Raw genomic sequence first — 21510 nt, forward strand, 5'->3', positions numbered from 1 at the left:
CGAAGCAGCCCCAGTAAGCCGTATGCGGTGTATCAGATACTCCGTAGCGGCTGGTTTTAGGGCTGCTTCGCAGCCCAGCGCGGGGCAAGCCCGCTCGCCACAACTGCGCTATCTGCCTGGATTTAGGCGTTGCGGCAAAGTTGTGTAGATACCTATGCCTATCGCCGGCAAGCCGGCTCCTATAGTGGGGTGCCGTTTGTAGAATCGTCGAAACTTTCGCGCGAGCATCACAGTCAGCCATTAACGAACGGAGGCCACTGCCCCGCCAACCCACGGGAGCCACCATGGCTGTGATTCCAGAATGGGTGCCTGTCACGCCCACTGCTGCCATCACCCGCTTCAAGGTGCTGACGGTCAATACCCACAAGGGCTTCACTGCCCTCAATCGACGCTTCATCCTGCCGGAATTGCGCGAAGCGGTGCGGGGTGTCGCTGCCGATGTGGTGTTCCTGCAGGAGGTGCATGGCACCCATGAGCAGCATCCCCGGCGCTACAGCAACTGGCCGATCATGCCGCAGTATGAGTTTCTCGCCGACAGTATCTGGCCGCAGTTCGCCTACGGGCGCAACGCGGTGTATCCCCATGGCGACCACGGCAATGCACTGCTGTCGAAATTCCAGATCATTCGCTATGACAACCTCGACATCTCCCAGAGCGGCCACGAAAGCCGCGGGCTGCTGCATTGCGTGCTGCGCCTGCCGGGCACCGGCCAGGAGGTGCATGCCATTTGCGTGCACCTGGGGCTGCGCGAAGTGCACCGCCAACAACAGCTGAAATTGCTGGCGCAGCGAGTTGCCGAAATTCCCGACGCAGCGCCGCTGATCGTCGCCGGCGACTTCAATGACTGGCGCCAGCAGGCCGACCTGAGCGGCAGCGGCCTGCAGGAAGTGTTCGTGCAGGCCCATGGCAAGCCGGCGCGTACGTTTCCGGCGCGCCTGCCCCTGTTGCCGTTGGACCGCATTTATGTGCGTAACCTCAAGGTCCATCAGGCGCAAGTGCTGACGGCTCGGCCTTGGTCGCACTTGTCGGATCATGCGCCACTGTCAGTGGAGATAGAGTTATGAACGGCGCCGTGGAACACATCGCCACCGACCTGCCGCCGGATGACGCCAGGGCCAGGGATCTGGACTACGGCTGGCAGCCCGGCAACCAGCTGCAACTGCTGGAAAACGGCGAAGCGTACTTCCCCAAGGTATTCGAGGCCCTGCGCCAGGCTCGCCAGGAAATCCTTCTGGAGACATTTATTCTGTTCGAAGACAAAGTCGGCCACGAGCTGCACGGAATTCTGATCGAGGCAGCCCAGCGCGGAGTAAAGGTGGTGGTCAGTCTTGATGGCTTTGGCTGCGGCGAACTGAGCCCGGGGTTTCTCGGCGAGTTGGCCCAGGCCGGGGTCACGGTCCAGATGTTCGACCCGGCGCCCAAGACCCTGGGATTTCGCACCAACTGGTTTCGCCGCCTGCATCGCAAGATCGTGGTCGTGGACGCTGCGGTGGGGTTTATCGGCGGGATCAATTTTTCTGCAGACCATCTGGCGGACTTCGGTCCCGAGGCCAAGCAGGATTATACGGTGCAGGTGATCGGGCCAGCCGTGGCGGACCTGCATCACTTTGCCCTGGCGCAAAGTGGCCGTCCGGTGCATGCGCGGCGCGGTTGGCGGCGACGGCAACAACCTTCCTGGGCGGCGGCGGAAGGTGACGGCCTGGTACGCCTGATCTACCGCGACAATCTGCAACACCGCAGCGATATCGAGGAAGCCTACCTGCACGCCCTGCGCCACGCCCGCCAGCGCGTGGTGATCGCCAACGCCTACTTCTTTCCCGGTTACCGCCTGCTGCGGGAATTGCGCAATGCCGCCCGGCGCGGCGTGCAGGTGCAGTTGATCATGCAAGGCCAGCCCGATGTGCTGATGGCCAAGCTGGCGGCGCGCATGCTCTACGACTATCTGCTCAAGGAAGGCGTGGTGATCCACGAGTATTGCCAGCGCCCACTGCACGGCAAGGTGGCCCTGGTGGATGAAGAGTGGAGCACCGTGGGCTCGAGCAACCTCGACCCGCTGAGCCTGGCGCTGAACCTGGAGGCCAATGTGCTGATTCGTGACCGAGGCTTCAATCAGCACTTGTTCGAGCGCCTGGAGGACCTGAGCCGCAACCACTGCAAGACCATGCCGGAAAACCGCACCCCGCGCGGCTGGTTGTGGCGGGTGACCGTGGGGTTTGTGGTGTTCCATGTACTGCGGCATTTTCCGGCCTGGACTGGCTGGCTGCCCGCGCATAAACCGCGCTTGAAACCCTTTGTGCATAACGGGAGCCAGGACCATGAGCCAAGCCCACGCGGCTGATGCGCGCGCCCACGCGTTCAAACGCTGGAAGAAGCCGCTGACCATCGTGTTCTTCCTGTTGCTGATCGTGCTGTTTACCCTGCTCGCGCGGCGTATCGACTGGAGCGAAGTATTCGCCACCCTCGGCGACTTCAAGCTACGCACCTTGTGGATCGCAGCCGGGCTGACCCTGTGCAGTTTTCTGGTGTACGCGTGCTTTGATCTGATCGGGCGGACCTACGTGCGCCAGCCCTTGCGCTGGAAGCAGATCCTGCCGGTGGGCATCATCAGTTACGCGTTCAACCTCAACCTCAGCGCCTGGGTCGGCGGGATTGCCATGCGCTATCGGCTGTATTCGCGGCTGGGGGTGAGCAACGGCAATATTGCGAAAATCCTTGGCTTGAGCCTGGCCACCAATTGGTTTGGCTATATGGCCTTGGCCGGCGTGGTGTTCAGCAGCGGCCTGGTGACGATGCCGCCGGGCTGGAAACTCAGTAGCGGCGCCCTGCAAGGTGTCGGCGTGTTGCTGGTAGTGGCGAGCCTCGGCTATCTGGCGGCCTGTCAGTTCTCGAAAAAGCGCGCCTGGTCGATTCGCGGGATCGAGATCAACCTGCCGTCGCTGCGCATGGCGTGTCTGCAACTGGCGCTCGGTGCGTTGAACTGGTCGCTGATGGCGGCGGTAATTTTTACCTTGCTGCCGGCCAAGCTCGACTATCCGCTGGTGTTGGGGGTGTTGCTGATCAGCGCGATTGCCGGCGTGGTGACACATATTCCGGCCGGCCTTGGCGTACTGGAGGCGGTGTTTATCGCCTTGCTACAACATGAAGCCTCACGGGGTAGCCTGCTCGCCGGGTTGATTGCCTATCGGGCGATCTATTTTATCTTGCCGTTGCTGGTCGCCCTGGTGATGTACCTCGCAGTGGAGGCGAAGGCCAAGGCCCTGCGGGTGAAGAAAACACCCGCATGAAACCCATCATTGGGATTGGATGATGCTCAACCGCTCACCCACCACCATCTCGGTGATCCAGTCCACCAGGATCGAGGTGTAGGCCTGCTGAGACACCGGGTCGCTCAATGAATGGTCGCCACCGTCGATGATCCGATGCGTCAGCGAATGGGTCTGCTGGCACGCAGCGCGGTAGCTCATGATGGTGGCGTGGGGTACGTGGTCATCGGTTTCTGATTCGACGATCAACACATCCCCGGTAAAGGCGGCGCAGGCGTGCAGTGCGCGATTGTCTTGGGCGTGCACCAGGGTGCTGCGGTAATCCATCAGGTCGGCTTTATCCAAATCGCGCTTGGGGGTATGCCATTGCTGGTCGCGATACAGCGCCGGCACACGCAGCGCCAGCCAGCGCACCGGGCGCAAGGAGGTAAGGATCGCTGCCAGGTAGCCCCCGTAACTGGTGCCCACCACCGCCACCGCTGAGGTGTCGATGGCCGGGTGGGCCAGCAGGCGATCATAGGCCGCGAGCAAGTCCCGCAGGTTGTCCTCCCGAGTGACCCGTGACAAGGGAATGCCATTGCCAGCATGCCCGCGCAAATCAAAGGTGAGGCACACGCAGCCCAGGCCGGCGATACCCTTGGCCCGTTCCAGGTCGCGCTCCTGGCTACCGCCCCAGCCATGCACGAACAACACCCCTGGCACTTTTGACTTGGGACTGAGAAAGGTCCCGCTCATCTGTTCGTCATCGATATCAATGGTGATGGTTTCGCTTCTAGCCGTCATAGGATTTGACCGTTACATATTTGAGAAGAAAGTCGCTGTTTTCAGCCGGGCCGCGATAGATCTCGACGGCATCGGCGGGCAATGGCTGGTCGATATAGGTCTCCACGGACGACACGCGAATCGCCCGCAGGGTGGGATCGTCGACAAAGCTCTGCAACGCCGCGACCTCCGCGCTGCTGGCGCCGCCCATGCGCCACGATTGCTCCAGCACACCGCTGCGCTGCGTGCCTTGGCTGTCCAGGCCCTGGGCGATGTCGTAGTTGCGCCGCGAGGCATAAAAACCAGGATAGGCCTCATCGGCGGCGTTATCGAAGACCTGTGCCTGTTCAATGGCCAGGCGCACGTCCTCGTCCAGCGACAGGGTAAGCAACTCTTCGTAGTACCCCGGCACCACCAGCAGGTTGGAGCCACCGTAGACCGCTTCGCCCTGCCCGTCCTGGGTCAGGTATTGCTCGCCGCAGTAACTGAACACCCGCCCGCCGATAAAGCTTTGGCCGACGCTGTGAGTCACCACATCTTGCAGGTCTTGTTCCAGCACCACACCTTGGGCGAACAGGTCTGCCACATCGGCGCGGGCCAGGATTGCGTCGAATTGCTTGAGGCTGTCGACCACCTCTTGGCCCCGACCAGCGCAGGCATGCACCGGCTTCAGGCGAATCGGCCCGAGCTCCAGCAACTGCATGGCGGCCGCGCGAGCATCTTGCACGGCAAACACGCTCAGGCCGTCGAGCACCACGGCGCGTACGCGCTCGGCAAACAACGGCGACCAGCCCTCGGGCGCCACCGCTTCAGGGCCGTGCAGGCCGTGGGTAATGGCTTTGGTACAGATGAAATCGTGGTCCACGTAACCGCCCCACAAATCCTCCGGGCCCTTCACTCCCAGACTGAGTGCCTGGGCAGGCCCCACAAGGGTCTGGGTGGGCAGCAGGTACAGATCCGCTTCGACGTGCAGGTCGACGCTGTAGCTACCGCCGTAGTCGAGCCCGAGGATCTGCGCCAGCCAGCGAGCGAGGGCACGGTTGGTTTCCACTTCGTGGAGAGGAGCATCGGGCCGGATCGAGTGGGCCACCACGATTTTTTTACGGTTGGTCGGGGTCATGCGTCCCCCTTGGGCAAGGCTTGCGAGTGTGTAGCACAAAGGTTGCAGGGTTCAGGCCAAGCTGCACTCGGAGCAAAGAGTTGGTAGATCAAGCGGTTAGCGGGAAAGAGATGGCATTTGGCCTGCCTCATTCTGCACGAAGCGTGATCAAGGGTCCGGCGTTCTGCACGATGCCGGGCCGGTCAGCGGGCAAAATGTGGGAGCGAGCTTGCTCGCGATAGCGGTGGGTCAGGCAAAGATGCACTTACTGATAGACCGCTATCGCGAGCAAGCTCGCTCCTACATGGGTTGGGGGTGTATCTGGTGATCAAGCGGGGGCTTTGACCCCGAATCGGTTGCGGTAATCGCTGGGCGCAAGGCCGGTGATTTTTTTGAAGGTTGCGCGAAAGGCACTGGGGTCTTGATAACCCACAGTCCAGGCAATCTGGTCGATGGTGGTATTGGTAAATTCAAGCATCTGCCGCGCCTTGCCAACTCGCAGGTGCTGGCAATATTCGGTGGGTTTCAGGCCGGTGGCATTGCGAAAACGGCGCAGGAAGGTGCGCTCTTCCAGGCCGGCTGCCTGTGCCATCGTCGCGAGCGATACGTCCACCGCACCGCTGGCCTGCAAAGCGTGCTGGACCTTGAGGATCGCCCCGTCACCATGGCTCAGGATCGGCGCAAAATTGCTGCCGCACTGGCTGGCGCTGTCGCTGTGCTCAATCACCAGAAAACGCGCAGTGCCAGCGGCGATGCTCGGGCCCATGAGGCGGTCGACCAGGCGCAGGCCCAGTTCGGACCAGGCCATCAGCCCGGCAGTGGTAATCAGGTCGCCATCATCGACGATAGGTTTGTCGGCCTCCAAGCGCACCGCGGGAAAACGACTGGCGAAGGTGCTGGCCGAAGACCAGTGAGTGGTGGCGCTGCGCCCATCGAGCAAACCGCTGCGCGCCAGCATGATCGAGCCGATGCACACGCCTCCCAGCACTGTGCCCGCCGCATGTTGCTCGCGCAGCCACTGCAACAGCCGGGGCGGCGCCTGTTCTTCACAGAATTCACCAATCGAGGGCGGTACCAGCACCGCCATCAAGGGTTGTTCAGGCCCAGGCAGGCTGTCGAAAGCCCGAACAGGAGTACCATCGCCACCCACCTGCCAATGGCTGATACGCAACACTGGCAACTGCTCGGCCTGATGCTCGGCGGCGATGCGATTGGCGACCCCAAACAGGTCGGTCAAGCCGTGTACCGCGGCCATCTGCGCACCGCTGTAAATCAGCACGCCAAGCTCGACGATCGAGCGTTCCAGAGCCATTGTCAGTTTTCCCCCTGTTATTGTCGGTGCAGCCAATCCCTGAGCCTCGCGCCAGCCACGATACTGGACGCATCAACCCATCACGAGAAAATACTCATGGCCAAGCAAGCACTTATCCTAATTGATATCCAGAACGACTACTTCCCCCAGGGCAAATGGCCACTGGCTGGTGTCGAGGCTGCCGCAGACAAGGCACAACAACTGCTCCAGGCGTTTCGCCAGGCCGGTGATGCGGTGATCCACGTGCGCCATGAGTTCACTTCCGACGACGCCCCCTTCTTCACGCCAGGCTCCGAAGGCGCGCACTTGCATCCCAAGGTGCTGAACGAAAACGACGAACCGGTGGTACTCAAGCATTTTGTAAATGCCTTTCGCCAAACCAACCTGCGCGAGCTGCTGGAACAGCGCAGCATCACCGACCTGGTGGTGGTGGGCAGCATGAGCCATATGTGTATCGACGCAGTGGTTCGGGCAGCGGCGGATTATGGCTACACCGTTACGGTGATCCACGATGCCTGTGCCACCCGTGACCTGGAGTTCAATGGCAAGACCGTGGCGGCGGCCCAAGTGCATGAGGCCTACATGGCGTCGCTGGCATTTGCCTATGCCAGCGTGGTTTCGGCGGACGAGTTCCTCAAGGCCTGAAGGCTGACTGTCAGCGCGTGGCGATAATGAACAGGCGTGGAAACGGCAGCAACACTGTGCCATCGGCCAGGGCCGGGTAAGCCTCGCGGATGCGGGCCAGATAGGCGTCAAGGAAGGCGCCTTGCTCGGCCTCATCCAGCAACGCCAGGAATGGCCGCAGGCCCGTGCCCTTGAACCACTCCACCACCGCCTCATGGCCGGTGAGCGGGTGGTAATAAGTGGTGTGCCACACATCCACGGCACTGCAATGCTTGCTCAACAGTTCGAAGTAATAACTTGCCGGGTGACGAGCCTCATGTTTGACCGCGCCGATCTTGCTCGCCCACGGCCCTTGCGCTGCCACTTCACGGGCCAGGCGGTGAGCGGGTTCGTTGAGATTGTCCGGGGTTTGCACCGCCAGCGTCCCGCCCGGTGCCAGTTGCGCCACCAGGTGCGGGTAGAGGCTGGCGTGGTCGGGCACCCATTGCAGCGAGGCGTTGGCGAGGATCACATCGAACTGTTGCGCAGGCTTCCAGGCGCCGATATCGGCCAATTCAAAGCGCAGTGCCGGTAGCCGCCCGCGGGCGCTGACCAGCATGTCCTGTGAACTGTCCAAGCCAGTAATCGTTGCGTGGGGGAAACGTTCGGCCAACACCTCGGTGGAATTGCCGGGGCCACAACCCAGGTCGACCGCAGTGCGCACATTACCCGCAGGAATGGCGGCGACCAGGTCCCGGACGGGACGGGTGCGCTGTTGTTCAAACATCGAATATTGCTGGGCAGACCAGGTCATCGGGGCTTCCTTCTTGGGTAAGGGAATGCGCTACAGCTTAAGTCTCGTGGCGCACGGGGACAAATGCCAGGCCTCCGGAATTTTCCTACTCAAAAACAAGAAACCCCCGAGGCAAATGCCACCGGGGGTTCCTGGTGTTACGGGATAGTCCGGGCCAAGGTGGCCTTAGAGCTTTCCATTTCACCTAAGACTCTCATGGCGTTACTAGGCGGTCTATAAGCGATTGTTTCTAATGGCTTTTTAATTTCGCTTCGCCGAAAAATAGTCATTTAGGCTATTTTCTGTAATGAAATAATGCGACTTAGAGGAATATTTTTACAAAATCGCCGGTTCCGCGTGAGAGGCGCCTGGGCAAAGTGATCTATGACTGGCTGCTCTGGAATGGCCATAGGTCGACTAGCTTAAGAACAAGCCATGTCCTGGTATTGCGGGGCGGGGTAAGAACTTGAGGCGAGTCACCCCATCTTTATGTAAATCCCTAATTCTGGATAAGCTTCGCATAAAGAGCGATCAAAGCCGCTATAACCGTAGGAAACGTCTACAAATCTTGAGGAAGCATCCTATTTAAAGCTGCACGTTAAATAAGAGACACTACCAGCCTTAGCGCAAATTAAATTGCGGGGAGAGACAGATGCGCTGGTTAGTTGTCAATTACAAAAACTTCAATACTTTACCGCAATGGAAGAGAACAGTAGGCATATCGGCAGATGGAAGCGTTTTTGTTCCAGCAGCCATTGGCGGTGTAGAAAAAACGGTCTCTATCTCTACGCTAAGAGATCAAGTACCTGTGCGAATCCGAGCCGATCATGTCTATGTGCCTATGGTGTGGCTGGCTGAAAACTATCCGACTTCTCTAGATGAGTGCTGGATTATGGGGGATGCCGCTTTAAAATGGTGCAGCCGCCGGGAAAAGCACGCCACTGACAATAAAAAACGTCATAAAGCTGCTTTAGTAAAACAATCACCCCCCTCTGAGACTTTACGGGCTTAACTTCTCAATCGATTTACTCGTACGCCCTCAACACGTCACGATTGACCGTACTCAATGCATTCTATTTTCCCAGCCATTCGTTTTGATCAGGGAAACGTCATCACCAGCCTCGCACTGCCGCTGAAAGCACCGGAGGTCACTGTACCTTGCGATTTTAGCGTGGAGTTCAAGCGTATCGGTGTATAGCCGGCACCCACGGTCAGCGTATAGGGTTTGCCCGGGGCCGCATAGCCGACGTGCAGCTGCGAATAAAGCCCTTCTACCCCGTTTAGCTTTATGCTTTTATCAAGGGTAATCGTTACTTTAGCGCTGCGATTACAGTTCACGAAAACGGTGCCGTAGGCGAGGTCAGTGTTAGCTCTTTCAGGTGTAAGTTCATAATGCCGAAGCTGAAGGTCACCGTTAAGACTGCAAGTGACTTGCTTCTGCGCTGCCCCCCCCACAACAACCCCTCCGCTTTGAGTGCCGGTTTTCATACACCAACCGTCCCAGGTACTCCCCGCCAAGGGAAAAGAACAAAAATAAACAACCACGGGACCAATAGCGCCAATATCGGTCGTGCTGAATACCGGCAACCCTTGAGAGCCTAATTGTTGTTTCGCATAATGCGTAAGCGGACTGTGCGTGCTCGGTGTCCAGCCAGAAATCTGCCCGGGAGGACCCACGATATGACTTTCGCCGTTTCCAAAAAAAATAAAATAACGCATCCCTAGCAACTCGTGTGCGGGAAAGGCATTAAGCGGCGAACTGGAATAGCTCTTTTTAAACATATCCGACTCTGACGCGGGCATCTCTCCCTTCAACGTCATATAGCCCATCGCGTCTTGAGTTAAATACAACGTCGCAAACGCTGGCGTCGCGAAAAGCAAAATTAAAACACCAACATAAAGCTTCATCAACAACCTCCCATAATATAGATAATCATTTGCCGACCAGGATATTCGGGAGGCGATCTCTGAACACAAGTGGCTAACGCAGTCATATTGCTTAAAAAACGCCACCTCTAAGCTTTACTTTTTTGGGTGGCAATCAAAACCAAATAGCATTTATCAAGGAAACGTCATCACCAGTCGGGTACTGCCGCTGAAAGCACCGGAAGTCACTGTACCTTGAGTTTTTAGCGTGGAGTTCACCCGTATTGCTGTGTCGCTGGCATTAATGGTAACCGTATAAGGTTCGCCAGCGGACGCATAGCCGATGTGCAGCTGCGAATAAAGTCCTTCCACCCCATTTAGCTTTATGCTTTTATCAATGGCAAGCGTCACTTTAGCGCTGCGATTACAGTTGACGAATGCGGTGGCGAAGGCGCGGTCATTGTTAACTCTTTCGGGAGTGATTTCATAATGGCGAATCTGAAGGTTACAGCTCAGAGGTTTCTGCCGGGGCCGTTCAATAACAATCTCTCCGATTCGACTGCCCGTTTTTAGACACAAAATTGTTTCACCGGGAGCATCTTTAAGGGGGCGATAACAAAAAAAAGGACTATGTTACCAATTGAGCTAATACTGGTCTTACTATGTACTACGAAGCCGTAGCCTCCTAGAACCTGCTCCGCGAACAGGCGAAACTGGGTCCGGAAATTTTCAAGATCTATCCCCTGCTCCCATCCGGGAATCCATCCGCCGCCACCGATCCTATGATATTCTCCACTCTGGAAAAACAAAATCCCCCTAACTCCATATAGCTCTATTTGAGGAAGAGTACCAAGTAACGGGATCCGCCGAAATTTAGTTCAAGAAGATCTGTCTTTGGCATGCCCCCATATAATCTATAGTCGCCATTTTGAGCCTGGTTTTCCGTCATTTCAGTGAAATATAAAACCCCAAAGGCGGGACTCGTAAAAAGTAAAATCAAAAACCCAAAATATATCTTCATAAAATACCCGCCCGAATATAAACCGCTATTTTTTAGTAAAGGTTACATGGAGATACCCGCTAAAATAAGTCGCCGAAAGAGTAATACTTCTTGCCCCCTTAAGCTTCAACTTTGGGCCTACCACCAAAATCGCTTCAAGGCCATTGTCATAGCGAGTTTTCGTTTATGTTACTTACCACCTGCATGCGCCTGCTCTCAGTACATGTCGTCAAAAACGGAAAAAGACAAAATTCGTAAAAGCCATGAAAAAATCTCATAAAATACATCCAGCCTAAAAAGTTGCTCGAACCGTTATTAAACCCGACTTACTTACACCTAAAAATATTTAACCGAGATAGTTATACTGCTTGTGAATTCGCCCCCCTTTAGCTTTGCCCCCGGCCGCGCAACCAAGGTGGCAACAATACTATTATCATCCTGAGTCCTTGAAATATGTGAGGTGCCTGGCGTCCAGGGACTATTCACTCGTGGTACGAAAATTTCGATACCCAAACCTTCAACACTCGTATTAATTAAGTTTCCAGCCCAACCTAATGGAGCTGCCATACTCAAATGAATATAGGCATCTTTCCCGCCACAAGACACTTTAAGGCCAATAGGTATCCGATATTGCCTCGTGGAAATCTTCGTGACATCAACCTCATTAAATTTTACATCCAGAGATTTGCCCTGGTTAAACTTGCAGGTTGGCTGAGTTACACTTCCGGAGACGGTCACAGTGACTGCATCCGTTCCCGCCAGGCAGCCATTTGATATCACACCTATTAACAAAGCCCCAAAAGCGACTAGCCTGTTAGTATGGTTTTTTTTGATCATGGGTATGCTGCCGTCACGTTGACCAGTGCAGTAAAGTTGCCACTGACAATCCCCTTGCCGTTGAGTCTTAGCAGGTAGGCATTGAAAGACAAGCGCTCCTGCGTTGTACCGCTCAGGGGATACGTCAGTGTGTCGGTGTTTATGGCGATAGGCGTGCTGTCTGCCTGTTCAAGGACGATTGCCACGCCAGAAGCCGCGCCATTGATTGCCAACGCACCGGCCAGCAGCGGCTCTGGCTGGCCGCTGAAACTGATGCTGAGTGCGGAGGCCGTCTCGCAGGTGTTAACGGTAATATGAAAGGGCGTCGCGCGGCTTTTGCCTGTGCTGATTAATTCGCGCTTATCGAAGGTCCCCATTTGGACGGTCTGCTCCGGGCTGTCGATGCTCAAGTCGCAGGGAGGGACAATCAATTTGCCAGAGAAGTTTATGCGTATATCGTCGGCGCACACTGAGTGTGCCGCTAATAATAGAGCGCTTGCAGCACTGACGTTGATAAGCGTTTTTTTCATGGCAAAAGCCTGCGCTCTACGGATAAATAAAAGGGCATGATTGTGGTTTTTTACACACAAAGAGGCCGCGAAGGACTACTTCGTAGACTTAAACGAGCACAGCGTTTTTTCGCAGGTGTAGTTCAGCTTTTGATAACCGCCGTAATCGTTGATATAGCCGATTACCGGGTGTTTGATGTTACGTGCCTCAGGCTCCAGGGTGCTTGATGAGAAGGGTGCGAGCATCACCGGCTCAAAGTTGCTTTCGCTTTTTTTGTCCGACACATCCTGCAGATCGATGATGGTCACGTAATAAGGGGTCGGGTTTTCCACCTGAAAACCACCCGAGACCTTGCTGACGATCAAGCGCTCCTGCCAGACAATATTTCTGCCGGGCGTGATTTCCTGCGGTCGGTAGAAGAGTTTTATCTTGGTCTGCAAAGCGATTTGCATGGTATTCGACGTTTCGGTACGCGGCGGCACTTCCCGAAGGTTGAAGTAGAACAGCGACTCGCGGTCTTTGGGCAGTTGCTCGGCTTCCGGCGTTTTCAGCAACTTCACCTGCCCGCCCGTATCGGGCTCTACTCGCTGCAAGGGCGGTAGCACAATGATCGGTGCGGTGACTTTTTGCTGTTGCTCGTTCTCGATCCAGGACTGAGCTAGGTAGGGCATTTCTTTGTTGTCGTTGCGAATATTCAGACTGACCGATTTCTTGTCGCCATCGAAAACAATCCGGGTGCGGTCCAGGGATATCGCAGCGTGTGGAGCAAGACCCGGCAGCGCGATACAAACAACAGCCGCAAGGGCCTTAAGGTGTGGGGTTTTGATGTTCATTTGGTTACTCGTATTAATATTGAGGCTGGCAGCGCAACGTGTGGCGCTGCTCTGACTGCACGTTCGTCGGCAGGATGACGTCGCAGCTGTTGTTGGCGCCCCACTTCACCTGGAACTTGGACTCGGCCGTGATTCCGGTTAGGTAGGCAAAACCGCTGTCGGCAATGATGGCCACTTCGCGTCCTGAGGCATCCTGCAGGCTGGCGCCAAACGGTGGGTATGAGCCATCCGGCAGCGTTAAGGTGACCAGGGCCTTGGCCCCTTGAATGACGGTCAGTCGGCGATAGCCGATGGCGCCTTCGGTCAGGGTCGCTTCGGTCACCGATTTGCTGGCTTCCATGTCATCGGCCAACTTGTTCACGTCAATGCTCACGTCGGTGCGCGAGTAGCTGGTGTGGGCAGGAACTACTGCCACACCCATTGCGTTGGTGCGAACTTGGCCGTTTCGCAGGGGCACGCCCTCGACGCCATTGGTGTCGAGCATGATGCGTGTACCGCCATTGAAGGTCGGAGGATGCAGGGCGCCGCCGGCAGCGGTTACCGTCGCGCCGCCCTGCATGCCAAACCCTACGCTCTGGCTGCCATCCGATTGATAGCTGCCGTTCAAGTTGTAGTCGCCATGGGCGGTTCTCTGGCTGTAATACCCCTGCATGCCTTGGCCTTCGGCACCGCTACTGGCCCTGACCTGGTAGCTATTTTCGTTGTTGTACTTGGAGTAGCTGGCGGCTTGACGCAAGTCGCCTTTGTTCAGATAGGTGTCGTAGCCCACTCTCTGGCTGGCACCGAAAGGCACAGACACAGACAGGGACACGCTGTTACTGGTTGATTGGGTATTGCGTGTCTGGCTCAGGGACAAGGTCACGGAGACACCTTTGAATGCCCCGACGTTAAAGTAGCGGCTGGCATTCGCACTCAGGTAGTCGGTAGCGCTGTTGTCCCAATAGTCTTCGTGGGTATAGGACAGGAAGGTGCTAAAGCCCAGGTCGGTAAAGTTTTTATTGGCCAGTATGGTGTAGGCCGTCTTGCTGTTTCGACCGTAGACGTCGTGATTACGGGCGTTGATAAACTCATCCATCGTCATGAAGTTTCGTTCCGAGAACCGGTACCCGGCGAAGGTGATTTCGCTGTCGTATTCGTCGAAGCGCTTGGCGTAGTTCAAACGCCACGAGTGCCCCGTGAGCCGCCCTTGCTCGGGCACAACGGCGCGCGTCTGGGTGACGTCCACCGACACCACGCCGAACTGGCCAAGGTTGTGCCCGATGCCGCCCGCGACCGCGCTATAGCCGTCGGTCAACAGGGCGCCGCCAAACAGCGACCAATCGCTGTTTAGGCCCAAAGACATTTCGCCCGTGGCAAAGGTTGGCCCTGTTTGCTCTCGGTCCCAACTGCTGGGGCGACCGGCAGTCACGTTGTAACGCACGTAGCCCGGCCGGCTCAGGTAGGGCACGTTGGCTGTTTCCATCTGGTAGTTCTGGGTGCTGCCGTCATCCTCGGTGATTTCAATATCCAGCTTGCCGCTCACCGCGCTGTTGATGTCACGGATGCGAAAAGGGCCGGGCGGCACCGCTGTTTCATAGAGCACGCGCTCACCTTGGCGTACCGTCACCCGGGCATTACCCTGAGCGACACCCACGACTTCAGGTGCATACCCGCGCAGGCTTGGCGGCAGCATTTGGTCGTCGCTGACTAGGTTGACGCCCTGGTAGCGGAAGCCATCGAACAGCTTGGAATTCAGGTTGATTTCACCCAACGTCAACTTGGCGCCCATTGTCGGTAACGGGCGATAGGCGTAGAGGCTACTCCAGGAAAAATTCTGGCCACTGTAGGTCTGGCTTTGATAGCGACGGCCTTGAAAGTCGCCACGCAAGCGCCATGGGCCGGCGTTAAAACCCAGGGTTCCGTTGGTGCCGATTTGCGTAGATTTGCCCATGCCCGAGTATTGGCTAGTCGAGCCGTTAAGGTTGTAATCGAGCATGAACCCGGCAACGCCTTGGTCCCACTCACTGATGGGCGTCCAGTTGGGGTCGCGATATTCCAGCCAGGCTTGGGGCACAACAACGTACAGAACACCTTTGCTCATATCGGGCCTAAGACGCACGCCGGCAAGGCTTTCGATGTCTGCGCACGCCTGTGTCGGCCCCCAGGTACCCAGTTGCTGCAGCGCCTCGGGCTTTAAGCCAAAGTTGGCCACCATCTCCATCGGCAGGCAGGCACGCGTGGTGGTTTCGCTCTCGTCGACGGGGTAGAAATGCAAGCTCTCTTCGGGCAAGGCTCTATCGTTTATTTTCAGACTCATCAGGTACTGACCGGGCGTGACATAGTTGGCCGATTTGAATCGGCTCAGGTCAATGCCGCTGCGATCGGAGATGTCCATAACGTCGAGGTTAAATTCGACGGTCTGAGAGGCCTGTGAGTAGTTCAACGAACTCACCAATAACACGGTCGATAGAGTTTTCTTCCCAAGGGTCATAGGTTTTCAAACACTGAACTATATTTAGTTTCTGAATGCTCTAGATACGCTAGAAGGCAGATGGGTACTTCAGTGACTCACATCTGTATCTGGTAACGCAGGCAGTCTTATGACTTGACGTAACCGGATATAAATTTTGATATTCTTTGCCTGGCCCTGAGCGCAATACTCGGCCAAGACTGAAACTAGACGTTTAAAGCGCCGAGGCTCAAGAGCCCCGACGCACAAACGGAGATATAACGAAACAGCGTGTCAAGACACGGTTAACGCTTATTCGTAGGCCAACATGAAGTTAGCAGTCGCATTGAACGAACCTGGGGTGACCGCTTCGTCTTTAGCGGTGGTGCCTTTCAGGTAAGCGCCGAAAACCAGGGTGTTGTCGCCTTGCAGCAATGTACGGGCGGTGGAAGCCTCACCCAGCTTTACCTGTACGCCAGAACCGTTAGTCAGCACAATGCCAGCGCCTTTGGCCGAACCTGCAATACCCAGAAGGCTGCTATCGTTCGCGTCGGCATCACCACCGAAGGTGACTTTAACTTTTTTCAGTGTGCTGATATCACACTGGCGCAGTTCGATATTAAAGTTTTTAACTTCGGAGGTGCCGTTATCAGCCAACGCCTTGTTGGAAACTTGGTCCATGATGACGGTCTGGTCTACGCTTTTAGAGTCCAGCGAGCAAGGCGCATCAATAATCGAACCTTCAAAGTGAACTTTACCGCTGCCGGCAGAAGGCGCAGGTGCAGCATAAACAGTTGCACTGCTAACAATGAGCGCAGTGAAAATTGCCAGGGGAGCCTTGTGAAACTTCATCTTGTCATCCTTAGGGTTCAAGTGAGGGGATGTATGCGACGCTAAATGCCTTACTTCGAAAGCTTGCTGTCGCAGCCGTTGTTATATTAAGGACTTCAAGGGTGCGTTCTAAGAGGCTCGTTCCTGCGTCCATTTAGGACCAGTCCTACAGAACTGTAGGCTGCATCTGATACCCTTTGAAAATCGCCTGATAGCCAGGGTTGAAGTGCGCCTGGCCCGGAGGAACCGCTCGAGTTTCTCGCTGGCACAGGCAGGGCTGTCCGACAGCACCGCCAAAGAATCGCAGTGATGGCGTGCCCTGCCCTATACGTATCGCGTGAAGAGGCGGCGGTGAAGGATCACCGCTATAGACGGGGAGGTTCCGAGCGAAGGCTTGCGAGGGCTTGCTCCAGCTCAAAGATGGCTTGCTCAACGGCGTCGCCCGCGTCCATCAAGGTTGAGTAGGGCACTTGTTGCTGGCTACAGACCTGCTCCAGGCGTTCGCAACAGGTAATCAGGCGGTTGGCGGTTACCACTCGCGCTGCGCCTTTGATTCGGTGGCCCAGTTCGAACAACTCACTGGTGTTCTGATCTTCCACCAGCTGGATCAGGTCCTCCAAGTCTTTGCGATTACTCACCATCAATTCGTCGATCAGATGGTTCATCAAGGCCGTGTCGCTTCCGGTCAGTTCCTCCAGCGGCGCGAGGTCGTAGAGCAAACCCTGGTCAAAGTGCTGAAGGGGCTCGGTATTAATGACGGGTTTGTAACCCAGATTCTGCCGGACCAGGTGATGGATAGCGCTGATGCGCTCGGCGAGTACATCAAGCCCCACGGGCTTGATCAAACAATCGTTCATGCCCGCCTGGATGCTGCGTTCTATCTCTTCGGGTTGCGCATCAGCCGTCAGCCCAACGATGACGCAGGCCTGGCGTTGTTGCTCGCGTTCCTCCTGACGGATAGCTTTGGCGAGTTCCGGGCCGCTCATCAATGGCATATGGCAGTCGGTGAGTACGATGTCGAATCCACCCTTGAGCCACTTTTCCAGCGCAACCGAACCGTTTTCAGCCTCTACGACCTCATGCCCCAGAAAGCTCATTTGCTGGCGCAGAATCTCGCGGTTGATCGCGTGATCATCGACCACCAGCACCTTCCAGGTCTGGACGATTTCCGGCAGGTTTCTCACGCCATCCAGGTGATGCACTTCAACCGATTCCAGCGTATTGAGCAGCAGTTCCACCTGCACCTGAGTGCCCTGCCCCCGTGCACTGTTCATCGTGAGCCTGCCGCCCATGAGTTCACACAACGAGCGGCTGATTAGCAGCCCCAAACCCGCGCCTTCTTGACCTTTGCCTACGCCTTGTATCGTCTGGCTGAAGGGCTGGAAGAGCTTTTGCTGATCGTCATCCGAGATGCCGATGCCGGAGTCTTCGATCAGCAGCTGTACGCTCAAGCGACCCGACTCCATGGCCTCGCCGCGGATTTGTACCTTGACACTCCCTTCGTCGGTAAATTTGATCGCATTGCTCAGCAGGTTGGAGAGCACCTGCTTGAAGCGCTGCGGATCGACCAGCACATCGCAGTTGATACTCGAGTCGATATCCAGCTTCAGGTCGAGGCCTTTTTGCAGTGACAGTCCCTCAAAAACCTTTACCACTGACTCCATTAATTCACGCAAATTGGAGCGTTTGGGCGCCAGGCTCAGGCGCCCAGACTCGATACGCGCGATGTCGAGAATGTCACCGATCAGGCCCAGCAAGCTTTTGGCTGATGAATAGGCAATCTCGATACCGGCTTGATCGAAGGTGCCTCGCTCCCCACGCTTAAGCACCAGTTCAAGGATGCCGATCACAGCGTTCATCGGCGTACGAATTTCATGGCTCATGGACGCGAGAAACGTGGTTTTGGTGCGGCTCGCTTCATCGGCAATGTTCTTGGACCTCTCCAGCTCATCCACCAATTGACGATGTTCAGTGATATCCAGCCAGCCACAAATGACGCCGATAACGTTGCCCGCAGCATCATGAAATGGCTGAATCCAATAATTGATCCACAGCGCCTTTGCATTCAGTGTCAGAGCGCACGCCTGAGTGATCGCCCGGTCTTCGTCCATTGCCTTTAAATAGCTGCTGTGAAAATCGGGGAGCAGGAGGCAATTACTGTCGATGATTTGCTCAACCGTTTTGCCCAATACCTGTGGCCGGGTCAGCCCTACCGCTTCCAGGTAGCTGTCATTGCAGGACAGCATACGGCCGTCGCGGTCGCGCATATAAACCGGATGCGGCATGCCGTTGCTTAAGGCCTGCATCAGGGCGAGATGGTCGACCAGCGCCTGCTCCGCCGCGACACGTTTTCGGATCTGCCGGCGCAGGTAAAGGATCCAGCCCAAGGCCGTCAGCAGGATCAATAACGCTGCGCCGACAATGCTGGCGATCACCCCTCGATAGTCGTGCCAGGTCTGCCCGCTCATCGAAGCATTGGCACGCCAACGATTGGAAACGGCGTTCAGTTCTTCAGGCGGAATGCTCAGTAAGGCTTTGTCTAGAATCGACTGCAGTTCGGTATCGCTGCGGCGCATGGCAAAGTTGCCAGTGGCTTGGCCGTTATCAATGATGTTGGCCACTTTTAGCTTCTGGTCGTAGAGCCGAGCCACGTAGTAGCGGGCGACACTCAAAGAGACGATGGCGGCATCGGCCTTGTGCGTGTTGACCATGCTCATGGCATCGAGTGTGGTAGAGGCCGTCACCATGCGGATTTGTGGAAAGTCGGTTTTGATCTTGTCGAACACCACGTGCCCTTCGGCGACGGCCAGACGCTTGCCTTGTAGGCTGGCCAGATCGGTAATGGCGTGGCTGGAACTGACGTTGGTCACCAGTGCAAAAGAGGTGGAGCCAAACGGACGACTGAAGCGCAGAAAGGCTTCGCGGTCGGTACTTGCGGTCAAAATCGCCAAGTCGGCTTCGTTGGTTCGTATGGCCTCCATGATGCTTGGAAAACTGCCTTTGCGTAGCACCTCGAACTGCAACCCGCTGCGCAGGGAAATCATACTCAGCAGGTCGGCGACGATACCGTTGAAATTACCGTCGGTGTTGTAATAGGCAATAGGTGCAAGATCGTCATTGATCACCAGACGCACCACAGGATGGCGCTGAATCCAACGACGCTCCTGCGGTGTCAGCAGCAATTTTCGATCCGTCAGCGCAACATCCCCGCCGCTCCAACGTTTGACGATCGTCATCAATCGCTCTTCACCCAGGGAGTCGATTACCGTATTGATAATGTGCTCCAGGCGCGGATTTCCCTTATGCATGGCAAAGCTGAAACCACCGGAGTTGATGTCGACGAAACGCTCAAGCCTTATATCGTTGAAAAAATCCCGGTTTATCATGCTGAATGACGATAGGTTATCGCCCAAGTAGAGATCAGCGGGCCCAAATGCCAAGGAGGCCATGGCTTCCATGTGCGACTTCATTGGAACAAGTTTCGCAGCGGGAAAGCGCGCTTGTAGCTCAGCTAACGGCAAATAATCTGCTGGTGTGGCAATCGTCAGTCCGCTCAAGTCATCGTCGAAGGTGCGTGTATCTCCCTGGCGCCTGAACAGCGCGGGCCGATCCTTTACGTAAGGCCTGCTCAACACCACCGAAGGATTGTTCAGCTCGAAACTGTTGGAGCTGGACAGCATATCGACTTGTCCGGACTCCAGGGCAGCCAAGGCACTCGCTCTGTCAGGAAGGGAAACCACTTGGACCTCAACGTTCAACAACTGAGCGATCAACGAGACAATGTCAGCGCTGATGCCCTCATAGTCTTGACCGTTAAAGATGGTGTCCAGCGGGGGGAAGCTTGATGCAGACACACCCAGTATCAGACGGTGTTTTTGTCTCAGCCAATGCCAGTCGTCTTCATCCAGCACGATGTCCGTAGACTCCTGGCTTAGTCGACTGCCGAGATTGAGTGGGCTGATCGCGGGGCCTTCGGCAGCAGCTAAAAAACTCATCACTATGAGACAGAAAGCGAGCAGGCCGTTCGTTACCCGCGTGGACATATGAAAGTTTTTCAATCGGGTTACCTGCGTGTAACGAAAGGTACTGTTTGAACGCTAGTTCATGCAGTAGAAAAATGTGAGAACGATAAGCACGGTGACTGGCAGCGACCACGGTGCATATTCACGAATTGCCTATTACTAAGGTGTATCCGGTGTTGCATAGTTTGCACTTTGGTCCTGGCAGTAGGAAATAAAGTGCTTGCGGGGCATTGGCCGGGCGAACAAAAAGCCTTGAGCCAAGGTGCATCCAAGTTCAAGTAGCTGCCTGGACTGCTCTTGGGTTTCCACGCCTTCGATCACCAGCGAGAGGCCAAGGGATTCGGAGAGGGTCACGGTGCTGCTGATAATCGCTCGGCTACGGGGCTGGAAGTCCAGTTTACGTACGAACGAGGCATCCAGTTTTATCTGACTGAACGGGAACTCGCAGAGCCGCTCAAGCGAGGAGTAACCCGCACCGAAGTCATCCATCGCCAGCCCGCACCCGAGAAGCCTCAGCCTGACAAGGGTTTCCAGGCTGCTGGCCGGCGCTAGTACCAATCCTGTCTCGGTGACTTCAAACATCAAACCCGTGGCGGGTAATTTAGACTGCTCGAGCGACTGGCTGATGTGTTCCAGCAGTTCCAGAGAAGCCAGTTGTGATACGTGCAGATTAAAGGCCAACTCAATAGGCTGTAGCCGCTCTGCTAACTGCTTTTGCAATGCGATGCCTTGGCTGAACAACGCGGCAAACAGTTGCCCCACAAGATCGTTAGCCTCCATGACGGGTAGAAAGCGGATAGGCGAGAGGATCCCCAGCCGTGGGTGGTTCCAGCGAGCCAGTACCTCTGCCCCATTTAACTGACCTGTGGCCAAGCTCACTTTGGGCTGATAGTAGGCCTCGAACTCTCCATTGTTGAGGCCTCGTTGAATATCTGATGCGCACAGCGCTGCAGTTTCCTCGCCATGCGTAGACTGGGTTAATTGAGGTCGACGGTAGCGTTGCAACAACACCTTAGCCCGGCCGAGATTGAATGGCTTTCCCAGGTCCCCAAGAAACACTAGCCCAAGCGACTGGATCATTGAGACCGTCGCCTGACGCAGGACCGGATCGAGATCGCTGCTAAGAATCACCGAGCGTAACAGGCCGCGTTGACTCGCATGGTGCAAGAAGGTCAGCCCGTCCATACCGCGCATACGTAGATCACATATCGCAATGTCTACGCAGCCGTTGGCTTTCAATACGCTGAGCGCTTCATTGCCGTCTGACGCTTCATACACGTGTGCTACTCCTGCCTTCTTTAAGGCAGATACAGCGACCAACCTTTGAAAAGGCTGGTCTTCAAGTACCAGTACGCTGAGTTCGGGCATGACA

Annotated in this window: 18 protein-coding genes; 5 read left to right on the forward strand and 13 right to left on the reverse strand. The window is 56.1% G+C overall.

Features of this window, described 5'->3' with window-relative positions; translation table 11 throughout:
- The first annotated feature begins 284 nt into the window (after nt 1-284).
- The 3 genes from HBO09_RS26280 to HBO09_RS26290 are packed head-to-tail and all read left to right on the forward strand — an operon-like array spanning nt 285 to nt 3284.
- Nucleotides 285-1064 (forward strand): endonuclease/exonuclease/phosphatase family protein, encoded by a 780-nt coding sequence (locus HBO09_RS26280; protein ID WP_169998360.1) that lies wholly within the window; start codon nt 285-287, stop codon nt 1062-1064.
- Nucleotides 1061-2338 (forward strand): cardiolipin synthase ClsB, encoded by a 1278-nt coding sequence (gene clsB / locus HBO09_RS26285; RefSeq protein WP_169998358.1) that lies wholly within the window; start codon nt 1061-1063, stop codon nt 2336-2338. The genes HBO09_RS26280 and clsB overlap by 4 nt, the downstream gene beginning before the upstream one ends.
- On the forward strand, nt 2316-3284 hold the full coding sequence (locus HBO09_RS26290; protein ID WP_169998356.1) for a lysylphosphatidylglycerol synthase domain-containing protein: 969 nt from the start codon (nt 2316-2318) through the stop codon (nt 3282-3284). The genes clsB and HBO09_RS26290 overlap by 23 nt, the downstream gene beginning before the upstream one ends.
- Nucleotides 3285-3290: 6 nt before the next feature.
- Here HBO09_RS26290 and HBO09_RS26295 read toward each other — a convergent pair whose 3' ends face one another.
- From HBO09_RS26295 to HBO09_RS26305, 3 genes are all read right to left on the reverse strand, one after another.
- Nucleotides 3291-4046 (reverse strand): alpha/beta fold hydrolase, encoded by a 756-nt coding sequence (locus HBO09_RS26295; protein WP_169998354.1) that lies wholly within the window; start codon nt 4044-4046, stop codon nt 3291-3293.
- Entirely contained in the window at nt 4036-5145 is a 1110-nt protein-coding gene (locus HBO09_RS26300; protein ID WP_169998352.1) for a DUF3182 family protein, read from the reverse strand. Before HBO09_RS26300 ends, HBO09_RS26295 begins: the two co-directional genes overlap by 11 nt.
- Before the next feature lie 307 nt (nt 5146-5452).
- Nucleotides 5453-6436, reverse strand: coding sequence for a GlxA family transcriptional regulator (locus tag HBO09_RS26305; protein WP_169998350.1), 984 nt, complete (start codon nt 6434-6436; stop codon nt 5453-5455).
- Nucleotides 6437-6532: 96 nt separating this feature from the next.
- Here HBO09_RS26305 and HBO09_RS26310 point away from each other — a divergent pair, with 96 nt between their 5' ends.
- Nucleotides 6533-7081 (forward strand): cysteine hydrolase family protein, encoded by a 549-nt coding sequence (locus HBO09_RS26310; protein WP_169998348.1) that lies wholly within the window; start codon nt 6533-6535, stop codon nt 7079-7081.
- Between the two features lie 10 nt (nt 7082-7091).
- On the opposite strand, the gene tam is transcribed toward HBO09_RS26310, so the two are convergent.
- Entirely contained in the window at nt 7092-7853 is a 762-nt protein-coding gene (gene tam / locus HBO09_RS26315; RefSeq protein ID WP_169998346.1) for a trans-aconitate 2-methyltransferase, read from the reverse strand.
- 631 nt (nt 7854-8484) lie between these two features.
- On the opposite strand from tam, the gene HBO09_RS26320 reads away from it, so the two are divergent.
- The gene (locus HBO09_RS26320) at nt 8485-8844 is read left to right on the forward strand and encodes a hypothetical protein (RefSeq protein ID WP_169998344.1); all 360 of its coding nucleotides are present in this window, start codon (nt 8485-8487) and stop codon (nt 8842-8844) included.
- An 86-nt stretch (nt 8845-8930) separates the two neighbouring features.
- Here the strand turns inward: HBO09_RS26320 and HBO09_RS26325 are convergent, their stop codons facing one another.
- The 9 genes from HBO09_RS26325 to HBO09_RS26365 form a co-directional block, all read right to left on the reverse strand.
- Nucleotides 8931-9740, reverse strand: a complete 810-nt coding sequence (locus tag HBO09_RS26325) for a hypothetical protein (protein WP_169998342.1) — start codon at nt 9738-9740, stop codon at nt 8931-8933.
- A 153-nt stretch (nt 9741-9893) separates the two neighbouring features.
- Nucleotides 9894-10277: a hypothetical protein gene (locus HBO09_RS26330; protein ID WP_169998341.1), complete on the reverse strand. Its 384-nt coding sequence runs from the start codon at nt 10275-10277 to the stop codon at nt 9894-9896.
- Between the two features lie 757 nt (nt 10278-11034).
- A complete protein-coding gene (locus tag HBO09_RS26335; protein ID WP_169998340.1) occupies nt 11035-11535 on the reverse strand; it encodes a fimbrial protein in 501 nt (166 codons plus the stop codon).
- A complete protein-coding gene (locus tag HBO09_RS26340) occupies nt 11532-12044 on the reverse strand; it encodes a fimbrial protein (RefSeq protein ID WP_169998339.1) in 513 nt (170 codons plus the stop codon). The genes HBO09_RS26335 and HBO09_RS26340 overlap by 4 nt, the downstream gene beginning before the upstream one ends.
- Before the next feature lie 75 nt (nt 12045-12119).
- Nucleotides 12120-12857: a fimbria/pilus periplasmic chaperone gene (locus HBO09_RS26345; RefSeq protein ID WP_169998338.1), complete on the reverse strand. Its 738-nt coding sequence runs from the start codon at nt 12855-12857 to the stop codon at nt 12120-12122.
- Nucleotides 12858-12870: 13 nt separating this feature from the next.
- The gene (locus tag HBO09_RS26350) at nt 12871-15288 is read right to left on the reverse strand and encodes a fimbria/pilus outer membrane usher protein (protein WP_169998337.1); all 2418 of its coding nucleotides are present in this window, start codon (nt 15286-15288) and stop codon (nt 12871-12873) included.
- Nucleotides 15289-15597: 309 nt separating this feature from the next.
- On the reverse strand, nt 15598-16137 hold the full coding sequence (locus HBO09_RS26355; protein ID WP_169998335.1) for a fimbrial protein: 540 nt from the start codon (nt 16135-16137) through the stop codon (nt 15598-15600).
- 344 nt (nt 16138-16481) lie between these two features.
- Nucleotides 16482-20174 (reverse strand): transporter substrate-binding domain-containing protein, encoded by a 3693-nt coding sequence (locus HBO09_RS26360; RefSeq protein ID WP_262381336.1) that lies wholly within the window; start codon nt 20172-20174, stop codon nt 16482-16484.
- A gap of 123 nt (nt 20175-20297) precedes the next feature.
- Nucleotides 20298-21506 (reverse strand): EAL domain-containing response regulator, encoded by a 1209-nt coding sequence (locus HBO09_RS26365; protein ID WP_169998333.1) that lies wholly within the window; start codon nt 21504-21506, stop codon nt 20298-20300.
- Between the last annotated feature and the right edge of the window lie 4 nt (nt 21507-21510).

It is taken from the genome of Pseudomonas sp. WS 5027, assembly GCF_012985695.1.
Taxonomy (GTDB): Bacteria; Pseudomonadota; Gammaproteobacteria; order Pseudomonadales; family Pseudomonadaceae; genus Aquipseudomonas; species Aquipseudomonas hygromyciniae.

Coding starts and splice junctions, on each gene's coding strand:
- HBO09_RS26290 (WP_169998356.1), top strand. CDS start 2,316: ATGAGCCAAGCCCACGCGGCTGATGCGCGCGCCCACGCGTTCAAACGC.
- HBO09_RS26305 (WP_169998350.1), bottom strand. CDS start 6,436: ATGGCTCTGGAACGCTCGATCGTCGAGCTTGGCGTGCTGATTTACAGC.
- clsB (WP_169998358.1), top strand. CDS start 1,061: ATGAACGGCGCCGTGGAACACATCGCCACCGACCTGCCGCCGGATGAC.
- HBO09_RS26340 (WP_169998339.1), bottom strand. CDS start 12,044: ATGAAAAAAACGCTTATCAACGTCAGTGCTGCAAGCGCTCTATTATTA.
- HBO09_RS26365 (WP_169998333.1), bottom strand. CDS start 21,506: ATGCCCGAACTCAGCGTACTGGTACTTGAAGACCAGCCTTTTCAAAGG.
- HBO09_RS26320 (WP_169998344.1), top strand. CDS start 8,485: ATGCGCTGGTTAGTTGTCAATTACAAAAACTTCAATACTTTACCGCAA.
- tam (WP_169998346.1), bottom strand. CDS start 7,853: ATGACCTGGTCTGCCCAGCAATATTCGATGTTTGAACAACAGCGCACC.
- HBO09_RS26300 (WP_169998352.1), bottom strand. CDS start 5,145: ATGACCCCGACCAACCGTAAAAAAATCGTGGTGGCCCACTCGATCCGG.
- HBO09_RS26355 (WP_169998335.1), bottom strand. CDS start 16,137: ATGAAGTTTCACAAGGCTCCCCTGGCAATTTTCACTGCGCTCATTGTT.
- HBO09_RS26335 (WP_169998340.1), bottom strand. CDS start 11,535: ATGATCAAAAAAAACCATACTAACAGGCTAGTCGCTTTTGGGGCTTTG.
- HBO09_RS26280 (WP_169998360.1), top strand. CDS start 285: ATGGCTGTGATTCCAGAATGGGTGCCTGTCACGCCCACTGCTGCCATC.
- HBO09_RS26325 (WP_169998342.1), bottom strand. CDS start 9,740: ATGAAGCTTTATGTTGGTGTTTTAATTTTGCTTTTCGCGACGCCAGCG.
- HBO09_RS26310 (WP_169998348.1), top strand. CDS start 6,533: ATGGCCAAGCAAGCACTTATCCTAATTGATATCCAGAACGACTACTTC.
- HBO09_RS26345 (WP_169998338.1), bottom strand. CDS start 12,857: ATGAACATCAAAACCCCACACCTTAAGGCCCTTGCGGCTGTTGTTTGT.
- HBO09_RS26295 (WP_169998354.1), bottom strand. CDS start 4,046: ATGACGGCTAGAAGCGAAACCATCACCATTGATATCGATGACGAACAG.